Below are 16,205 nucleotides of genomic sequence, written 5' to 3' on the forward strand. Positions count from 1 at the left end.
GCTACCACTCCACATTGAGGCGGCGCCCCAAATCATCAAAGACGCGGCGAGCCACCGATAGCTTCTTCGCAATGGGGCGCTGCAGGCCAGGTTTGCGCTTGTCGTTGTAGTATTCGCCGGATTCAAAGTGGATTCCCTCGGTGCCGGTCAAATAGTAGGCGAGGTTTTCGCCGCCGTCGGCAGGCTTGCCAAAGGTCTTGCCAATCAGCCCGGAATACAGCTTGGACATCATGCCGGTTGAAGACTTGGAAAAGTCAGTGGCAAGCACGCCAGGGTGGAAGGACACCGCGGAAAGCCCGTGGGCATCAAAATAACGGGTGAGCAGGATATCGCCCAGCTTGGCGTTGCCGTAGGCGCGCTCGGGGCTGAAGTGATCCAGAGTATTGGGATCACTGGGGTCGAATTGAGACATAAGGAAATTGGCTAGGGAAGCTGTTTGCACCACGTTCGCGTTATCCGCGCGCAGCTTGTCCCGTAGCAGCGAGGTTAAGAGGAAGGGCGCGACCACGTTGACCTGCCAGGTGCGCTCAAAGCCATCGGCGGTGGTGGAGGGGCCGTCGAAAATGCCGCCAGCGTTATTGCCTAGGGCGTGGATGTGCTCTAGGCCCTCCAAGTCCTGTGCCAAGCGGCGTACCTGGCCCAGGGATTCGAAGTCCGCCAGGAAGTACTGGCCGCCCACTTCCTTTGCCACCGCGCGAGTCTTCTCCGGATTGCGGCCGATGATAACCAGATTGTCCTGAGGCCGAGTGCGGTGCAACTGGCGTGCGGCCGCGGCGCCCAGCCCGCCCGATGCGCCCGTAATCACAATCGTCTTGGCAGTGCTATGTGGCGAAGTCATAGCTCCAATCTTAACTTCGTGGCGGGGGTAGTGCTCGCTAGCAGTTTCCTTGTACCCCAAGCAGGTCTATACTTCCGCTCGTGAAACATCTGTTTTCCATACGGCAGTGGGGACCGGCGCGCTTAACCGCAGCCGGCTTTCTTTTGCTCATTTTGTTGGGAACGGTTTTGCTCATGCTGCCGTTCGCTGAGGCCGGCACCGCCCGTGCATCATTTCTGTCTGCCCTTTTTACCGCTACGTCTGCGGTATCGCTCACCGGACTTATCGTGGTGGATACCGGTAGTTTTTGGAGCCCGGCCGGCCAAGTGGTCATCTTGGCACTCATCCAATTGGGTGGCTTGGGCATCATGTCCCTGGCCTCGCTATCCGGCCTGCTTTTTACCGGCCGGATTAGCTTCAAAGCACGCAAGACGGGGGCCTATGAGGGGCGCCCCATTGCTCCTGGCGGAATCCGCAAGACGCTGCTCTTTACCTTTGCGTTTACCGCGGCAGCAGAGACCATCATTGCCATCATTGTGGCTGCGCGGTTGATGATTGGCTATGGTCATTCCTTTCCGCGTGCGGTATGGGAAGGCATCTTTCACGCCATTTCTGCATTCAATAACGCGGGTTTTAGCACCAATAGCGATAACCTGGTGCCCTTTGTTGCAGATGCCTGGATTCTGCTGCCCTTAGCCGCCGCGCTGATCGGTGGCGGCTTGGGATTTCCGGTATGGGCGGAGTTGGTACGCCTCGTGCGCCGCAACCGTTTCGTGGTCCACCGCATCTCCATTACCGCGCGCATGACTTTGGTTGCTACGACCGTGCTTTTGGTAGCGGGTGCGGTCTTTTTCGCCTGCATGGAATGGACCGGGCTGTTGTCGTCCATGTCGCTGGGAGAAAAACTGCTCAACTCTTTCTTTGCCAGTGCATCCCCGCGCACGGCCGGCTTTAATGCCATCGATTACGGGCAGGCTCACCCCATTACCCTGATGGGCACCGATATTTTGATGTTTATCGGCGGCGGGTCTGCCGGTACCGCCGGCGGCATTAAAGTCACCACCGCGTGCGTGCTCTTGGCGGCGATGGCGGCTGAGTTCACTGGGCGCGAAACCACGACCATCGGGCACCGCAGCCTTCCGCGCTCGGTAACCCGCCAGGCCCTAGCCTTGAGCTTTGCCGGAGTCATGGTGGTCACGCTGGGAGTGGCGGCCCTGCGCTTTTTCGATCCGGAGTTTAGCGGTGACCAAGTCTCTTTCGAAGTACTCTCTGCATTCGCTACGGTGGGCTTGTCCACCGGAATTACCGCCAGCCTATCTGCACCCTCGCAGATAGTGCTTTGCCTCATCATGTACCTGGGCCGTGTTGGCCCAACCACCTTGGTAGCGGCGCTGGCTGCAAAAACCGTAAGTCGGCGTTTTAGTTATCCCGAAGAAAGGCCGTTCCTTGGCTAATATTCTCAAGGCGCTGGGACGCTCCCGCGCCGGCATCGATATTCCACCCGTCGTCGTTATTGGATTAGGCCGATTTGGCTCCTCGCTTGCTCATGAGCTGATGGCCAATGGGGTTGAGGTCCTCGGCATCGACTCCAGCGAAAAGCGCGTGCGCGAAGAAGCGCCCTACCTCACCGAGACCATTGCAGCCGATACCACCGACCCAGAGGCCTTGCGCCAGCTGGGCGTGGAGGAGGTCGAGCGCGTCATTGTTGCCATCGGCTCCCATTTGGAAGATTCCATCCTCACCGCGTCCAATCTGGTGGAGTTGGGGGTCAAAGACATCTGGGCCAAGGCTGATTCGGAGGCACACGCGCGTATTCTCAGCCAGATTGGTACCCACCATGTCATCCGGCCAGAGCGTGATACCGGCCGCCGCGTGGCTTACCTTTTGGGCGGGCGTTTCCGTGATTTTGCGGAGATTGCCACCGATTATGGCGTGACCCAGATGGCCGTTCCTAGCTCTTTGGTGGGCCGGCCGCTCGACCTTTCTGCCATCTGGCGCACGCACCGCGTGCAATTGGTTTCCGTGCGCCGCGCGGAAGGGGAGTGGGCCCCGCTTGCCGACGCCACCGAGCTCACCCCCACCGATTTCATCGTCGCCGCCGGCAGCCCCAAGGCGCTAGAAAAATTTTCCCAGTGCTAGCGCGAGTGGATCTGGTTCTGGGCCTTGCCTAGCCCGTCTGTCACGATGAGGCGGGCGGCCTCGGCCGCGGTGGCGATGGCGTCATCAAAGCCAGCGCCCGCATCCACGGGGCCCAATACGTAATCCGGAATGGACGAACCCTTTGGCGGCCGGGCAATACCAATGCGCACGCGCAGATAGTCGCGGGTGCCCAAGCGCTCGGTGAGCGACTTGAGGCCGTTGTGCCCGTTTTCATTTCCGCCCTGCTTGATCCGGATCTTATTGGCCGGAAGGTCCAGCTCATCGTGGAGAACAATGACGTGATCTGGGGCGATGCCTAGCTTCTGTGCCAGCGGCGCTACTGGATCGCCAGAAAGATTCATAAACGTGCCCGAACGAACGGCCAGCACGTGGTTGCCCTCCCAGCTAAGTGGCGCGACCTGTACATCCATCCCACGAACCGGCTCCAGCACGTCTCCGCCTGCGGCTAACAGATCATCGATGGCCATATAGCCCACATTGTGGCGGGTAGCGGCATACTTCGCGCCGGGATTGCCCAAGCCCACAATAAGCCACTCCGCCTCTAGCTCGTCCGGATTGAGGCCTGGTGTGGGTTTATTCTTCGAGCCAAAGAACCGCGCGAAAAAATCTCCTAAAGGTGCCACTGCACTAGCTTCCTCTCTCAGTAAGGTGGGGTGCTATGAGTCAGGTTATAAGCTCCCTTTCCCGTAGCGTAATCCCCGCGCCCATGGCCGGCGGTCCCACCACCCCGGAACTGGTGCGCGCCGCCCATGCCGCCGGTTCCTTTGGCACTCTAGGCTTGGGCTCTGCCAGCCTAGACACTGCCCGCACACAGATTGACCAGTGTGCCGGTATTCCGTTTGGAGTAAACCTCTTTTGCCCACAACAACCGCTTTCCGGGGTGCAACGTGCCGCCGCACGCGAGCTGGCGCAAGCAGAAAACCAGCCACTGCCTGATCCCGATTACTCCTTTGGCTTTGCAGAGAAGCTGGACCTAGCGTTGCGCGGCGGTGCCCGCGTGGTGTGGTCCATGTTTGGAACCTTTACGCCCGAACAGATAGAGCGAATCCACGCCACGGGCGCAGAGGCCTGGACCACCGTCACCACTTCTGCGGAGGCAACCGCCGCCGCACGTCGGGGCGTCGACGTGCTCTGCGTCCAAGGCCCCGCCGCCGGTGGCCATCGCGGCACCTGGGACTTAGCCGCGACTCCCGATTCCCGGGCCTTGGAAGAGTTGGTGTCCGACGTGCATACCGCAGCCCCAGAAGTTCCCCTCATTGCCGCCGGCGGCCTGCGCACCGCAGACGATATAGCCACCGCTATGTCCTGGGATGGCGTCGCCGCATGTTCCTGTGGTTCCGCATTTTTGCTCACTGAAGAGGCGGGAACGAGTGACTACAACCGGCAGCTACTGCGCCGTGGTGGGCAAACCGTGTCTACCCGTGCTTTCTCGGGCCGCTTTGCTCGTGGACTAGAAACTCAGTACACCCGCAGTCACCCCAACCTTCCACCGGTTTATCCGCTCTTGAACCCTGTGCTTAAGGAACGCCGTGCGCAGCACGATGATGCCGTAGCTTACTGCCTCGTAGGTACCGACGTGGCAAAAATTAACGGGGGTACTGTGGCCAACATCCTGAACGATCTATGCCAAAACCCACACTAGTAAGCGCTAATATTTATGTTTGAAGATTTAATGCCACCCCCGTGACAGAAAAGGAATGAATTACGTGACTGCGAACGCACATGTTGGCCATGATGATTGGAACGAGCGCCTCGAGCTGGCGCAGCAGATGATTCCGCTCATCCACCAGCTGCACCGCAACAATAACGTCGTCACCACCATCTTCGGCCGCCCACTGGTGGGACAGACCGATATCGACATCATCAAGTCTCATCGCTACGGCCGCCGCATTGCGCAGCGCCACCTGTCCACGGCGGAGACCCTGCCTATCTTGGTGGAATTGGCAGACATGAATCTGGGTGCCGCTAGTGTGGACCTCGGCCGCTTGGTCCTGGGGTGGGAAGAATCCAACGAGGAAAACCTCCGCATGTACTTGGAAGGCGAGCTGTGCGAGATCGTCGGTGCTGGCGTTGACCTAGAGACCACTGACGTCGTCCTTTACGGCTTCGGCCGCATCGGACGTCTGCTGGCACGTCTGCTCGTCGCCCGCGAGGCAGCATACGGTGGCGTCCGCCTGCGCGGCATTGTCCTGCGCAAGAAGGGCGATGGTGACATCCTCAAGCGCGCTTCCTTGCTGCGCCGCGATTCCGTTCACGGTGCTTTCAACGGCACCATCTCTGTCGACGAGGAAAACGAGGTTATCTGGGCTAACGGCACCAAGATCCAGATGATCTATGCCAATGATCCCGCCGAGATCGATTACACCTCCTATGGCATCAATAACGCCATCTTGGTGGACAACACTGGCGCATGGCGCGACCGCGAGGGTCTGTCTCAGCACCTCAAGGCCAAGGGCATCTCCCGCGTGCTGCTGACCGCACCGGGCAAGGGCGATATCAAGAACATCGTCTACGGCATCAATAACGACAACATCAGCGATGAGGATCAGATTCTCTCCGCTGCATCCTGCACCACCAACGGCATTACCCCTGTTCTCAAGGTCATCAATGACCGCTACGGTGTAAACCACGGCCACGTGGAGACCGCGCACTCATTCACCAATGACCAGAACCTCATCGATAACTACCACAAGGGCGATCGTCGCGGCCGCGCTGCAGGCCTGAACATGGTGCTTACCGCTACCGGCGCAGCCAAGGCTGTGGCTAAGGCTCTGCCGGAATTTGAGGGCAAGCTCACCGGCAACGCCATCCGCGTTCCTACCCCGGACGTGTCCATGGCCGTGCTCAACCTCGAGCTGTCCAAGGAAGTAGAGCGCGATGAGGTCAACGACTTCCTCCGCAACGTTTCCCTGCACTCGGACCTGCGCCAGCAGATTTCCTATATTGCCTCCCCAGAGGTTGTTTCCTCTGACTTCATCGGCAATACCCACGCCGGCATTGTCGACGGCGTTGCTACCATCGCCTCCGGCAAGCACCTGGTGCTCTACGTGTGGTACGACAACGAGTATGGTTACTCCAACCAGGTAGTACGCATCGTAGAAGAGCTGGCGCACACCCGCCCGGTTGTTCTGCCGAAGCGCGTATCTCCGTCTGAGCTTTAAGCTCATAAAGCTCTGGCCCGCGGTTTCCGCGGGCTTTTGCCGTTTTCCCTGCTCCAATCACCCAACCCCGAAAAGCAGCCACGCTATCGGCCTGGAAGCACGCCAATGGCGTTGAAACGTGGCCGCTTTATGTGGTTAATCCGTTGGCTGCAGTGCCTTTGTCCGCAGCAGTCGTTTCGCCGTCCATGAACCAGCAGCGGCGATAAGCAGTGTTAAGAATGCTGCGACAGCGTAGCGTGCAGGAGTATCGGCATTTATTGGCCACGCCGAAAAGGCAACTAGCCACAGGTAAGTCTTGGCGAGGACATCACCGCCGAGAGTTACGGAAACAATGGTGCCCATTATGGTGACGGCGAGTGCACTTATAATCCTGAAGCGCACTACGATGCACAGGGAAATCACCGCAATACTGAAACCCACACCTACGGCCAGCGGCAGTCGTCCCAAGACAGCAGGAGCAGAAGAACCGGCGCTGATTGAAGCGAGCGATGCAGCCGTGCACACGAGTACTATTGCCCCAAAGATCCAGATGAGAAGGGCGTTAGGGCTATGACGTGATTCGCTGTAGCTTAGCGGCCACGCCGCCTCTAGCAGTGGCCACACTAGGCAAGGGAGGACTCCCGCGCCCACAGGCAGGAGCGCAAAGACGAAGAAGCCGTGGACATAATCGGCAGGGTAGGTGAGGGCAATGACGGCTAAAGCCACGATGCTCAGCACTAGACACCCGATCAGCAAGGGGCTCAACGCCGCACGGTGCAGCCCGATCAGCGCGCCAGATAGTGTGGACCGAGCGGCAGCTCTCGGTGTAGCAGTAGGGATCCACACCCCACCAGTGGTGATTGCGGCCGCACCTTCAGCGGTACCGCCCTGGCGCAGACGCAACCTAAGAGGTCGTATGCGGCGAGGAGTAAAGATTGCCGCGCACGTACCTACAGCCGCAAGAACTAGGCATAGTAGTGCGGCGGGCAGTGGACCTTCTTGCAGTAGCGGATCACCTGGATCGAGAGGAACAGAGTTCTGATGAATCCGCAGGGCAGGAAGCAATAACCTCATCGGCCACGCAGGTGGGAACGCCCACCACGCGTTGCCCTCGACAGTGCTCGGTAGAATTCCAATTCCTTGCCAGACAATGCTTCCAGCCAACGCGGCGACGAGGCCGCAGCGGCGCGCACACCCTGCAGCGAGCCCGGCGATCCCTATAGCCCCTAGGAAGGAAAAGAGCCCAGCCACTACTAATAGCTGATGGTTGGCACGGCCCTGAAGAGCCACGATTGCCCAAGAAAGTCCGAAATTGAGGACATGGAAGATCGCCAGGCTAGAAATTATGACAAGAAAGCGCGAGGTCTGTTCATAGTGGGCGTTGATCCGGCGCCACAGGGTACCGCCGCCGCGCGTACGGGCTTCTCGACGCTCGGGAATGGCGGCAAAAAGCGCAATGAGAGGTGCATACATGCCCGTGATGAACATGGACTGCCATCCCAATACGCCGGTGGCGTCCTGCGTGGGAGAAGCAAGCGCGGAAAACAACGCTGTCATTACCACTAATGGTACGGCCAGTAGAGGGAGCCATTGCAGCGCGCTCCCGCGGCTGCGAAGGACTTCGGCGGAAAGGTAGCGATTAAACATGAGCCTCACCATCCGGGGAGGTCAAGCGGAAAAACTCGGCTTCTAGCTGACCACTGGGAGCCAAATTCTTAAGCGAACCAGAATAGCGAATGGTGCCCTCGGCAAGGATGGTGATGTCTTGGGCTAAGTGGACAATCTCGCCAAGCTGATGGGAGCTGACGATGACGGTATGACCGGCGCCAGCCAGGTTCTGCAGGAGCTCACGAAGCTCTACGATGCCCTGCGGATCAAGGCCATTTTGTGGTTCATCGAGAACGAGGATTTCGGGATCGCCAAGCAGTGCTTGGGCTAGGGCGAGCCGTGCCTTCATACCAGTAGAAAATGACTTAGCCTTTTTCTTCCCAGCCCCGTTGAGGCCCACGATGGCAAGCACTCGCTCTATCTCGGATTCTGGTAGACCAAGCAACCGCGTATGGACGCGAAGATTGGCTGCTGCAGAAAGGTGCCCATAAAAAGCTGGACCGTTGACGGAAGCCCCCACGTGGTCGAGAACCCCGCGTGACCAGGGCGCACCAGCCACGCGAATAGTCCCGGAATCGGCGGTAAGCAGGCCTAAAAAGATGGAAAAGAGCGTAGATTTACCGGCACCGTTACGCCCTAAAAGAGCATGGACGCGACCAGGGGTGATGCGAAAATCTACGTCCCGCAAAACTGTGTGGGAGCCAAAAGACTTCGAGACGCGCTCAAAGGAGATTTCATAATTCATACTGTGAAGTCTCGCGTGCCGGGGCGCGAAAATCTTCCGCCTACAAGACGGACTTCGCAGTGAATGTCTCCTACCGTCGTAGGAGACTAGGCAATTTCAGCGCGCTGGGCGAACAGCACCAGCGCCACGCGGTCGCGCGCCGCAAGCTTAGACATGAGTGAAGAGACGTGCGTCTTTACCGTCGTTTCCGCAATGACCATCTCGGCGGCGATTTCAGAATTCGTGGCCCCTCGGGCGATGAGCGAAAGTACCTCCATTTCGCGCCGGGTAACCAGGCTAAGCCCTTGGCGTTCCTGCGCGCTCAATTGTCCACGGGTAAGGGCGGTGCGGTAGGTCTCCAGGACCGGTCCAGTTACCTGAGCAGCCAGTACCGATGCGCCCTTGGCGACGTCCCGGACAGCCTCCGCCAGCACCTCCGGATCGGCATCTTTGAGCAGAAATCCATGTGCGCCAGCGGCGATAGATTGAGCCACCAAATCGTCTTCATTAAACGTGGTGAGCATGATGATTCGGCACTCGGGGACGCGGGAAAGGATCGCTTGGGCCGCAGCGATGCCATCCATGCCGGGCATTCGGATATCCAGGATGGCTACGTCAGTGCGGTGGCTCAACGCTGCGGTGACGGCCTCTGAGCCAGTAGTGGCGGTGGCCACGACCTCAATATCATCCTGAGCGTTAAGGATGGTAGACAATGCGGCAACTAGCATCGCTTGGTCATCGGCAAGCAGGACACGAATCTTAGACACGGCTTTCCTTCCACAAGGGTAGTTCGGCACGCAGGATGAACTTTTTTGCATCACCCGAGCGCTCTAGTCTTCCACCCAACGCGTGGGCGCGCTCTTCGACGCCAATGAGACCAACTCCGCTGCCAGTAACTTCGCTGGGAGTCGGGGAGGGATTGGTAGAGGTTAGGGTGATCCGGGCGGCGTCGACAAGCGCGAGCTCTACTTCGATGTGCGTGCCGGGGCCTTGGTGGCGCAGAGCATTGGTCAGGCCTTCAGAAATGATACGTACCAAGGCCAATTGCGTAAGTGCAGGCGCCTCATAGGTCTCCGGTAAGCCCGCTGTAATTTCTAGGCCCGCCGCGCGGAAACCATCGATAATGCCCTCGATGTGCTCAAGCTGCTCTGTCGGCTTGAGCGCGGAAGGACCGGTACTCCGCAGTGCCGTGACAATGCCGCGAACCTCTTCCAATGCAGAATCCGCGCCCTCACGAATAGTGGCAAGAGCATCCTGGGCAGCCTCACTATCTACACGCCCGGCAATGATCCCGGCATTCGCCTGAACTTTGATCAAAGTAAGAGAATGAGCGAGTACATCGTGCAATTCCCTAGCAATGAGCAGGCGCTCTTCTTCTTGGGCTTGGTGGAAACGCTCCTGGGCCAGCCGCTCCTGCTGGCGCGCCAAGTCAAAGTAGCGCGCGGCTATGAAATAGGTGCTGCCCAAAACTGCCCAGTGCACCACCAGCATGGCCAGGAAGCGGCGGTCTAGCTGGTAGTGCAGCAGGAAAGACTCCGGATCAATGCGCCACATGACGGGCGAGATGAAGGAGCCAAGAATCGCCAGCGCCAGTACCGTGCGGGGAATAACGCGGCGCGTGACATAGCGGGAGGTGGCATACACCGCCATGGGTGCAGTCAGGGCCCAAGGGGTAAGCCCTAGATTGGTGGGCAGCTGGCTCATCCAAGCCACGGCCCATGCCGCGAGCAGCACAATAAAGCCCGTGGCACTGAGCACGGGACGGCTCCGCCAGACCCACATAAATGGCAGGAATAGCAACGATAGACCTGCCTGAATAATCTCAATTATGCTGGGATTCTTCGCGGCAGAAATCACATAAAACAGCGCAATGAGCACCGCCACCGCGGTGAGGATTTTATCCCCTAAGCGCGCTCGCGCGGCGGTGTCAGTGCTCATAAAAGAAGATAGTAATACAGCCCTGACTGCTACTTCTTCTTATCCTTCTTCTTGCCCTTCTTGGACGTCTTCTTCGCTGTCTTCTGTTCGGACTTGCGCTCAAGCTTTGCAGCGACGTCCGGAACGTAGCGGAACTCTTCGCGGGCAGGGCGTTCATAGGTTTTGCCATCGGAATCCGGGCGCTGCGGAATTTCCGGCATCTCGTGCTCGAGCTTCTCGTACGGAATGGTGCTCAGAAGGTGCGAAATGACGTTAATGCGGGAGCGCTTCTTGTCTTCTGATTCCACGGTGTACCACGGCGCGGTTGGGGTATCGGTGTGGATGAACATCGCATCCTTGGCACGTGAGTAGTCCTCCCAGCGGGTAATGGACTGCAGATCCATAGGGGAGAGCTTCCAACGGCGCAGCGGATCGTTGCGGCGGGATTCAAAGCGCTTAATCTGCTCTTCATCGGAGACGGAGAACCAGTACTTGCGCAGCATGATGCCGTCTTCGACCAACATCTGCTCAAAGGTGGGTGCTTGGTGCAGGAAGCGGACGTATTCCTGATCGGTGCAAAAGCCCATGACGCGCTCGACACCGGCGCGGTTGTACCAGGAGCGGTCAAAGATGACGATTTCGCCCTTGGTGGGAAGCTTTTCCACGTAGCGCTGGAAGTACCACTGGCCCTGTTCGCGAGAGTTGGGAGCGGGCAGCGCCTCGATGCGGCAGGTGCGCGGGTTGAGGTACTGGGTGATGCGCTTGATCGCGGAGCCCTTGCCGGCGGCGTCGCGGCCCTCCATGATGATGACTACGCGGGCGCCGGTTTCAACGACCCACTGCTGCATGTCCACGAGCTCTGCTTGGAGGCGCTCGAGCTCCTTTTCGTAGGCCTTCTTGTTGAGTTTCTTAGGGGCTTTACTGCTTTTTGTGCTCATTAATCCAGCTTAACCGGTACAAGCGGCTGGGATGAAAACGCTACCGCCCACGTTGGAGTGAGAACCTCGGCACAGCTTAGGAACAAGTACAGCCGGGGCCGCAGCCGGGCTCGCCATAGCGGGTGGTATTGGAAATATGTCCCAAGCCTTCGATGGCGATGGTGACGTTCTGACCGTCCTCGATAAATTGCTGCGGGGTGCGGGCAAAGCCCACGCCCTCCGGCGTGCCGGTAACGATGACGTCGCCCGGATTGAGCGGATAGAGCTGTGAGCAGAATTCGATGAGCTCAGCTACGGAAAAGATGAGGTCATCGGTATTATCGCGCTGCCTTTCCTCACCGTCTACGGTCGTGGTGAGGACAGCTTCGGACCCCGGTGACCACTCATCCGCGGTGGTAAGCCAAGGGCCGAAGCCGGCGGTGCGATAAAAGGATTTACCGGCATGGAACTGGCTAGTTTGGCGCTGGAAGTCACGCAGCGTGTAGTCATTCATGATGGCGTAGCCGGCCACATAATCTAGGGCCTCGTCGCGGTTGACGCGGTGGGCGCGCTCGCCGATGATGACCGCCAATTCACCTTCATAATCCAGCTTCTGTGTGCCATATTCGGGAATGAAGACATCATCATAGGGGCCGGTGAGGGCATCGGCGAACTTGATGAACAAGGTGGGATGTTCGGGGAACTCGCGTCCCATCTCGCGGATGTGCTTGGCGTAATTGAGTCCCACGCAGATGACTTTGCCGGGAGTTGGTACGACGGCTTCCAAGTCGGCGTGGTCGAAGACCACAGGCTCGCCGGAAAGCTGGGCGGCCTTGCGCCAATCCTCGCTGCGCAGCAGCTGGCCCACGTCCTCATAATCCAACTCAACGCCCACGTTATCGCCGTCGATGCGGATAGCGGAAGTGCCAAAGCCAGTGCGTAGGGTAGCCAATTTCATGGCGACTATCCTACGCGCAAGATTTCCTCGACCGCGTCGGCGCAAAGGATGGGGATTTCTGCCTTTTCCTGTTTTGCCCAAGGCTTGAGCACAAACGACGCCGGGTCCATGCGCCCCGGTGGTCGCCCGATTCCTACCGAAAGGCGCTGATAGTCTTTGGTGCCCAGAGACTTTGTGGTTGAGCGCAGTCCATTGTGGCCATGATCGCCTCCGCCTGTGCGGAGCTTTATAGTGCCGAAATCGAGCTCTAGCTCATCGTGGACAACGATGATGTCGGCGGCGGAGAGATGAAAGTATTGGGCCAAAGCTTTGATCGGCCCGCCGGAAAGGTTCATAAAGGACCGTGGCTTTGCGCAGATAATCTTGCGGCCGCCAGCTATGCCCTCGGCGACTTCGGTGTTGGTCTTTTTGTGTACCGAAAAGACGCTCATGAGCTCTCCCGCGAGTTCATCTGCCACATCGAAGCCGATATTGTGTCGAGTGCCTGCGTACTTGGGGCCGGGGTTGCCAAGGCCTACAACGAGAAGTGGAGTCACGCGCTCAATTGTCTCATAGGCCGAGAGAAAAACGGCAAGGCCGCCGTGAGAAGCGAATCTCACGGCGGCCTTGCGTGTGAAGGGGAGGGGATTACTCCTCGGAGTCGGAGGACTCTGCGCCCTCGTCGACGGACTCGGCGCCAGCGTCAGCGCCGCCTTCCTCAGCAGCCTCGGCTGCTTCCTCGAGCTCTTCATCAACCTCAGGCAGGGAGATGGAGACGATAACGGTGTCTTCCTCTGCCACCAGGGTGGTGTCTTCCGGCATGGTGATGTCGGCAGCGGTGACAACTGCGCCGTCCTCGAGGCCCTCGATGGAAACCTCGATCTCCTCCGGAATGTTCAGTACGTCTGCCTCAACCAGCAGTACGTCAGCATCCTGGATGTGCATGGTGCCTGGGGCCGGCTCGCCGGTCAGGGTCAGCGGAACCTCAACCTCAACCTTCTCGCCGCGCTTAATAGCCAGCAGGTCAACGTGGTCGATGTCGAAGGTCAGGACGTTCTGGTCAACGTGCTTAACCATGGTCAGGTACTGCTCGCCGTCAATCTCCAGCTCCAGAACGGCGTTGACGCCGTTGTTGCGGACGAGGGACTGGATGTCCAGCAGCGGAACTGCGAAGTGGACCGGCTCCTGGTGGGAACCGTAGATGACGCCTGGAACCTTCCACTCGCGGCGCAGGCGGCGTGCGACACCCTTGCCAAATTCGGTACGTGCTTCAGCCTTAATTACTGGGCGCTGTGCCATGCTTCATTCTCCTTAGTTAAAGTAGTGCGGCGCGGCCAACGCGACAAAAACGACGAAAGCCTGCCGATGGACGTCTTGGACGAGTCATCGCAGGCGTATATAAAAAGCAACATGCTCTAACTTCAATCGCGTCGATAACGGCTTCCTCATCCTGAGGTCGCCCTCGCCGAGACTGAGTTAGATTAGCACGTGCACCAGAAGCAAATCAAAAGCCGCCGAGGGAAATCTCGGCGGCCCTGCGCTTAGGCGCGGTCGAAAAGGGTGGTCACGGAACCATTCTCAAAGATCTCGTGGATGGTCTGTGCCAATAGCGGTGCAATGGACAGCACCGTGAGGTTGGACCAGCCCTCGGTGGACTGCGGGAGGGTATCGGTGGTGATAACTTCCTCCGCGCCGCACTCGGACAGGCGCTCGCGGGCTGGGTCAGAGAAAACGCCGTGGGTGCAGGCGATGATGACCTTCTTCGCACCGGCGTCCTTCAGAACGCGCACGGCGCCGGCGATGGTGCCACCGGTGTCAATCATGTCGTCGAGAAGCACGCAGTCCTTGCCCTCTACATCGCCGACCACGCGGTTGGATACCGTCTTATTAGCCTCAGTGTTGGAGCGGGTCTTGTGCACGAAGGCCAGCGGGGCATCGCCCAAGTCGTGGGCCCACTTTTCTGCCACCTTCACGCGGCCAGCATCCGGGGAGACCACGGTGATGTTATCGGTGGCGTACTTGGACTTGATGTAATCGGTCAGGATGGGCTGAGCGTGCATGTGATCGACCGGGCCATCGAAGAAGCCCTGGATCTGATCGGTGTGCAGGTCCACGGACACGATGCGGTCCGCACCAGCAGTTTGCAGAAGGTCTGCCACCAGGCGGGCGGAAATTGGCTCGCGGCCCAGGTGCTTCTTGTCCTGGCGTGCATATGGGTAGAAGGGCAGGATGGCGGTGATGCGCTTTGCGGAGCCGCGCTTCAAAGCATCGATCATGATGAGCTGCTCCATTAGCCACTTGTTGAGCGGCTGGGTGTGAGACTGCATTACGAAGCAGTCGGCGCCACGCACGGACTCTTCAAAGCGAATGAAGATTTCGCCGTTGGCGAAGTCGCGGGCGGTGGTAGGAACCAGATCAGTCTTGAGCTCCTTAGCCACAGCCTCCGCCAACTCTGGGTGTGCCCGCCCAGAGAAGAGCTTCATGTTCTTGCTGCTACCAGTTACCTTGCCAGTCATGGGAGAATATGCCCCTTACTTTTCGTTGTCCTGCGCACGGGCTGCGGCCTCAGCCGCGGGAGTACCCGGACGCTTCTTTTGAACCCAGCCCTCGATGTTGCGCTGTTTGCCACCGGAGACTGCGAGTGCTCCCGCAGGAACATCGTCTTTAATTACTGTACCCGCACCGGAGTATGCGCCATCACCGACATTGACCGGAGCGATAAACATTGTGTCAGAACCGGTGCGCACGTGGCTGCCGATGGTGGTGTGGTGCTTGTTCACGCCGTCGTAGTTCACAAAGACGGAGGAGGCGCCGATATTGGACTGCTCGCCCACGGTGGCATCGCCGATATAGGTCAGGTGCGGAACCTTGGAGCCGCGGCCAATCTGGGCGTTCTTTGCCTCTACGAAGCCACCGAGCTTTCCGTCCTCTCCCACCACGGTCTTCGGGCGGATATAGGTAAACGGGCCGACCTTAGCGTTGGTACCAATGACGGAATCGCTGCCATGGGTGCGTACGACAGAAGCGCCCTCGCCCACCTGCATATTGGTCAAGGTGGTGTCGGGGCCAATCTCGGCGTTATCGGCGATGCTGGTAGTGCCCCACAGCTGCGTTCCTGGGTGAATAATGACATCGGAGCCCACGGTGACGTTGACACCAATCCAGGTGGTTTCCGGATCCACGATGGTGGCGCCGCCGCGCATCGCCTTTTCTACCATGCGGCGGTTGAGCTCTCGGCCGGCAGAGGCGAGCTGCACGCGGTCATTGACGCCTGCGAGTTCGTCCGGATCCGCTGCTACATGCGCGCCGACGCCGTGTCCTGCGGTGCGGGCAATCTCGAGGACATCGGTGATATACAGCTCGCCTTGGGCGTTATTGGAGTCGAGCTTCTGGAGGGCTGCGGCAAGCACGCGCCCATCAAACGCGAAAACGCCAGAGTTGACCTCGTCGACCTTGCGCTGCTCTTCGGTGGCATCCTTTTGCTCCACGATGGCAGACACGCTGCCGTCCTCGCCGCGAATGATGCGGCCGTAACCGGTCGGGTCATCGAGGCGCATCGAGAGCACAGTGACCGCGTTGCCCTGCTCGGTGTGGGTGGCGCGCAGGCCCTCGATGGTCTCTGGGGTAAGCAGTGGGACATCGCCGTTGGTGACAATGACGGTTCCCTCGAAGTCCGGAATCGGCTCCAAGCCGCAGGCCACGGCATGACCGGTACCTAGCTGCTCCTCCTGCACCGCCTGGAGTACCTCGCAGTCCAGCTCCTGGGCGATGGCATCCACGGCGGGGGAGACCTGATCGCGCTGGTGGCCCACCACCGTCACGATGCGCTCCGGGTTGATCCCGGCCGCAGCGTGCAGAGCGTGGCCGAGCAAGGTGCGCCCGCCAATCTCATGCAAGGTCTTCTGCTTGGTGGACTTCATGCGGGTGCCGGCGCCAGCCGCAAGGACGACGACAGCACACGAGGTTGTTGCTACCACGGGTTATT

General features: G+C 59.2%; 16 protein-coding genes. 4 read left to right on the forward strand and 12 right to left on the reverse strand.

Features of this window, described 5'->3' with window-relative positions:
- Nucleotide 1: 1 nt before the first annotated feature.
- Complete coding sequence (locus QP909_RS08300; RefSeq protein ID WP_284766885.1) at nucleotides 2-838, reverse strand: SDR family NAD(P)-dependent oxidoreductase; 837 nt, start codon at nucleotides 836-838, stop codon at nucleotides 2-4.
- Between the two features lie 80 nt (nucleotides 839-918).
- Here QP909_RS08300 and QP909_RS08305 point away from each other — a divergent pair, with 80 nt between their 5' ends.
- Nucleotides 919-2,271, forward strand: coding sequence for a TrkH family potassium uptake protein (locus tag QP909_RS08305; protein ID WP_284766887.1), 1,353 nt, complete (start codon nucleotides 919-921; stop codon nucleotides 2,269-2,271).
- A complete protein-coding gene (locus tag QP909_RS08310) occupies nucleotides 2,264-2,956 on the forward strand; it encodes a potassium channel family protein (protein ID WP_005329053.1) in 693 nt (230 codons plus the stop codon). Before QP909_RS08305 ends, QP909_RS08310 begins: the two co-directional genes overlap by 8 nt.
- On the opposite strand, the gene pth (QP909_RS08315) is transcribed toward QP909_RS08310, so the two are convergent.
- On the reverse strand, nucleotides 2,953-3,600 hold the full coding sequence (gene pth / locus QP909_RS08315; RefSeq protein WP_284766888.1) for an aminoacyl-tRNA hydrolase: 648 nt from the start codon (nucleotides 3,598-3,600) through the stop codon (nucleotides 2,953-2,955). The two genes, QP909_RS08310 and pth (QP909_RS08315), sit on opposite strands and share 4 nt — an antisense overlap.
- Nucleotides 3,601-3,635: 35 nt before the next feature.
- On the opposite strand from pth (QP909_RS08315), the gene QP909_RS08320 reads away from it, so the two are divergent.
- Both QP909_RS08320 and QP909_RS08325 read left to right on the forward strand, forming a co-directional pair.
- On the forward strand, nucleotides 3,636-4,619 hold the full coding sequence (locus QP909_RS08320; protein WP_284766889.1) for a nitronate monooxygenase: 984 nt from the start codon (nucleotides 3,636-3,638) through the stop codon (nucleotides 4,617-4,619).
- Nucleotides 4,620-4,683: 64 nt separating this feature from the next.
- A complete protein-coding gene (locus QP909_RS08325) occupies nucleotides 4,684-6,138 on the forward strand; it encodes a glyceraldehyde-3-phosphate dehydrogenase (RefSeq protein WP_371744497.1) in 1,455 nt (484 codons plus the stop codon).
- A gap of 135 nt (nucleotides 6,139-6,273) precedes the next feature.
- On the opposite strand, the gene QP909_RS08330 is transcribed toward QP909_RS08325, so the two are convergent.
- The 10 genes from QP909_RS08330 to glmU form a co-directional block, all read right to left on the reverse strand.
- Nucleotides 6,274-7,674, reverse strand: coding sequence for an ABC-2 family transporter permease (locus QP909_RS08330; RefSeq protein ID WP_284766891.1), 1,401 nt, complete (start codon nucleotides 7,672-7,674; stop codon nucleotides 6,274-6,276).
- 82 nt (nucleotides 7,675-7,756) lie between these two features.
- Complete coding sequence (locus QP909_RS08335) at nucleotides 7,757-8,470, reverse strand: ATP-binding cassette domain-containing protein (RefSeq protein ID WP_284766892.1); 714 nt, start codon at nucleotides 8,468-8,470, stop codon at nucleotides 7,757-7,759.
- Between the two features lie 86 nt (nucleotides 8,471-8,556).
- Nucleotides 8,557-9,216 carry a response regulator transcription factor gene (locus QP909_RS08340; protein ID WP_284766893.1) on the reverse strand — a complete coding sequence of 220 codons (660 nt, stop codon included), beginning with the start codon at nucleotides 9,214-9,216 and terminating at the stop codon, nucleotides 8,557-8,559.
- Nucleotides 9,209-10,387: a sensor histidine kinase gene (locus QP909_RS08345; RefSeq protein ID WP_284766894.1), complete on the reverse strand. Its 1,179-nt coding sequence runs from the start codon at nucleotides 10,385-10,387 to the stop codon at nucleotides 9,209-9,211. The genes QP909_RS08340 and QP909_RS08345 overlap by 8 nt, the downstream gene beginning before the upstream one ends.
- A gap of 29 nt (nucleotides 10,388-10,416) precedes the next feature.
- On the reverse strand, nucleotides 10,417-11,304 hold the full coding sequence (gene ppk2 / locus QP909_RS08350; protein ID WP_284766895.1) for a polyphosphate kinase 2: 888 nt from the start codon (nucleotides 11,302-11,304) through the stop codon (nucleotides 10,417-10,419).
- A 76-nt stretch (nucleotides 11,305-11,380) separates the two neighbouring features.
- Nucleotides 11,381-12,241: a fumarylacetoacetate hydrolase family protein gene (locus QP909_RS08355; RefSeq protein ID WP_284766896.1), complete on the reverse strand. Its 861-nt coding sequence runs from the start codon at nucleotides 12,239-12,241 to the stop codon at nucleotides 11,381-11,383.
- Nucleotides 12,242-12,246: 5 nt separating this feature from the next.
- Nucleotides 12,247-12,777 carry an aminoacyl-tRNA hydrolase gene (pth, locus tag QP909_RS08360; RefSeq protein WP_284766897.1) on the reverse strand — a complete coding sequence of 177 codons (531 nt, stop codon included), beginning with the start codon at nucleotides 12,775-12,777 and terminating at the stop codon, nucleotides 12,247-12,249.
- Nucleotides 12,778-12,868: 91 nt separating this feature from the next.
- A complete protein-coding gene (locus QP909_RS08365; protein ID WP_284766898.1) occupies nucleotides 12,869-13,519 on the reverse strand; it encodes a 50S ribosomal protein L25/general stress protein Ctc in 651 nt (216 codons plus the stop codon).
- A 242-nt stretch (nucleotides 13,520-13,761) separates the two neighbouring features.
- Nucleotides 13,762-14,736 (reverse strand): ribose-phosphate diphosphokinase, encoded by a 975-nt coding sequence (locus QP909_RS08370; protein WP_239277820.1) that lies wholly within the window; start codon nucleotides 14,734-14,736, stop codon nucleotides 13,762-13,764.
- Between the two features lie 15 nt (nucleotides 14,737-14,751).
- Nucleotides 14,752-16,197, reverse strand: a complete 1,446-nt coding sequence (glmU, locus tag QP909_RS08375; protein WP_284766899.1) for a bifunctional UDP-N-acetylglucosamine diphosphorylase/glucosamine-1-phosphate N-acetyltransferase GlmU — start codon at nucleotides 16,195-16,197, stop codon at nucleotides 14,752-14,754.
- Nucleotides 16,198-16,205: the final 8 nt, after the last annotated feature.

The organism is Corynebacterium sp. MSK195 (assembly GCF_030228885.1).
Taxonomy (GTDB): Bacteria; Actinomycetota; Actinomycetes; order Mycobacteriales; family Mycobacteriaceae; genus Corynebacterium.

Excerpts from the sequence above, each read along its gene's own strand:
- QP909_RS08335 (WP_284766892.1), bottom strand. The coding sequence starts at position 8,470 with ATGAATTATGAAATCTCCTTTGAGCGCGTCTCGAAGTCTTTTGGCTCC.
- QP909_RS08320 (WP_284766889.1), top strand. The coding sequence starts at position 3,636 with ATGAGTCAGGTTATAAGCTCCCTTTCCCGTAGCGTAATCCCCGCGCCC.
- ppk2 (WP_284766895.1), bottom strand. The coding sequence starts at position 11,304 with ATGAGCACAAAAAGCAGTAAAGCCCCTAAGAAACTCAACAAGAAGGCC.
- QP909_RS08365 (WP_284766898.1), bottom strand. The coding sequence starts at position 13,519 with ATGGCACAGCGCCCAGTAATTAAGGCTGAAGCACGTACCGAATTTGGC.
- QP909_RS08345 (WP_284766894.1), bottom strand. The coding sequence starts at position 10,387 with ATGAGCACTGACACCGCCGCGCGAGCGCGCTTAGGGGATAAAATCCTC.
- QP909_RS08355 (WP_284766896.1), bottom strand. The coding sequence starts at position 12,241 with ATGAAATTGGCTACCCTACGCACTGGCTTTGGCACTTCCGCTATCCGC.
- QP909_RS08370 (WP_239277820.1), bottom strand. The coding sequence starts at position 14,736 with ATGACTGGCAAGGTAACTGGTAGCAGCAAGAACATGAAGCTCTTCTCT.
- QP909_RS08330 (WP_284766891.1), bottom strand. The coding sequence starts at position 7,674 with ATGACAGCGTTGTTTTCCGCGCTTGCTTCTCCCACGCAGGACGCCACC.
- QP909_RS08300 (WP_284766885.1), bottom strand. The coding sequence starts at position 838 with ATGACTTCGCCACATAGCACTGCCAAGACGATTGTGATTACGGGCGCA.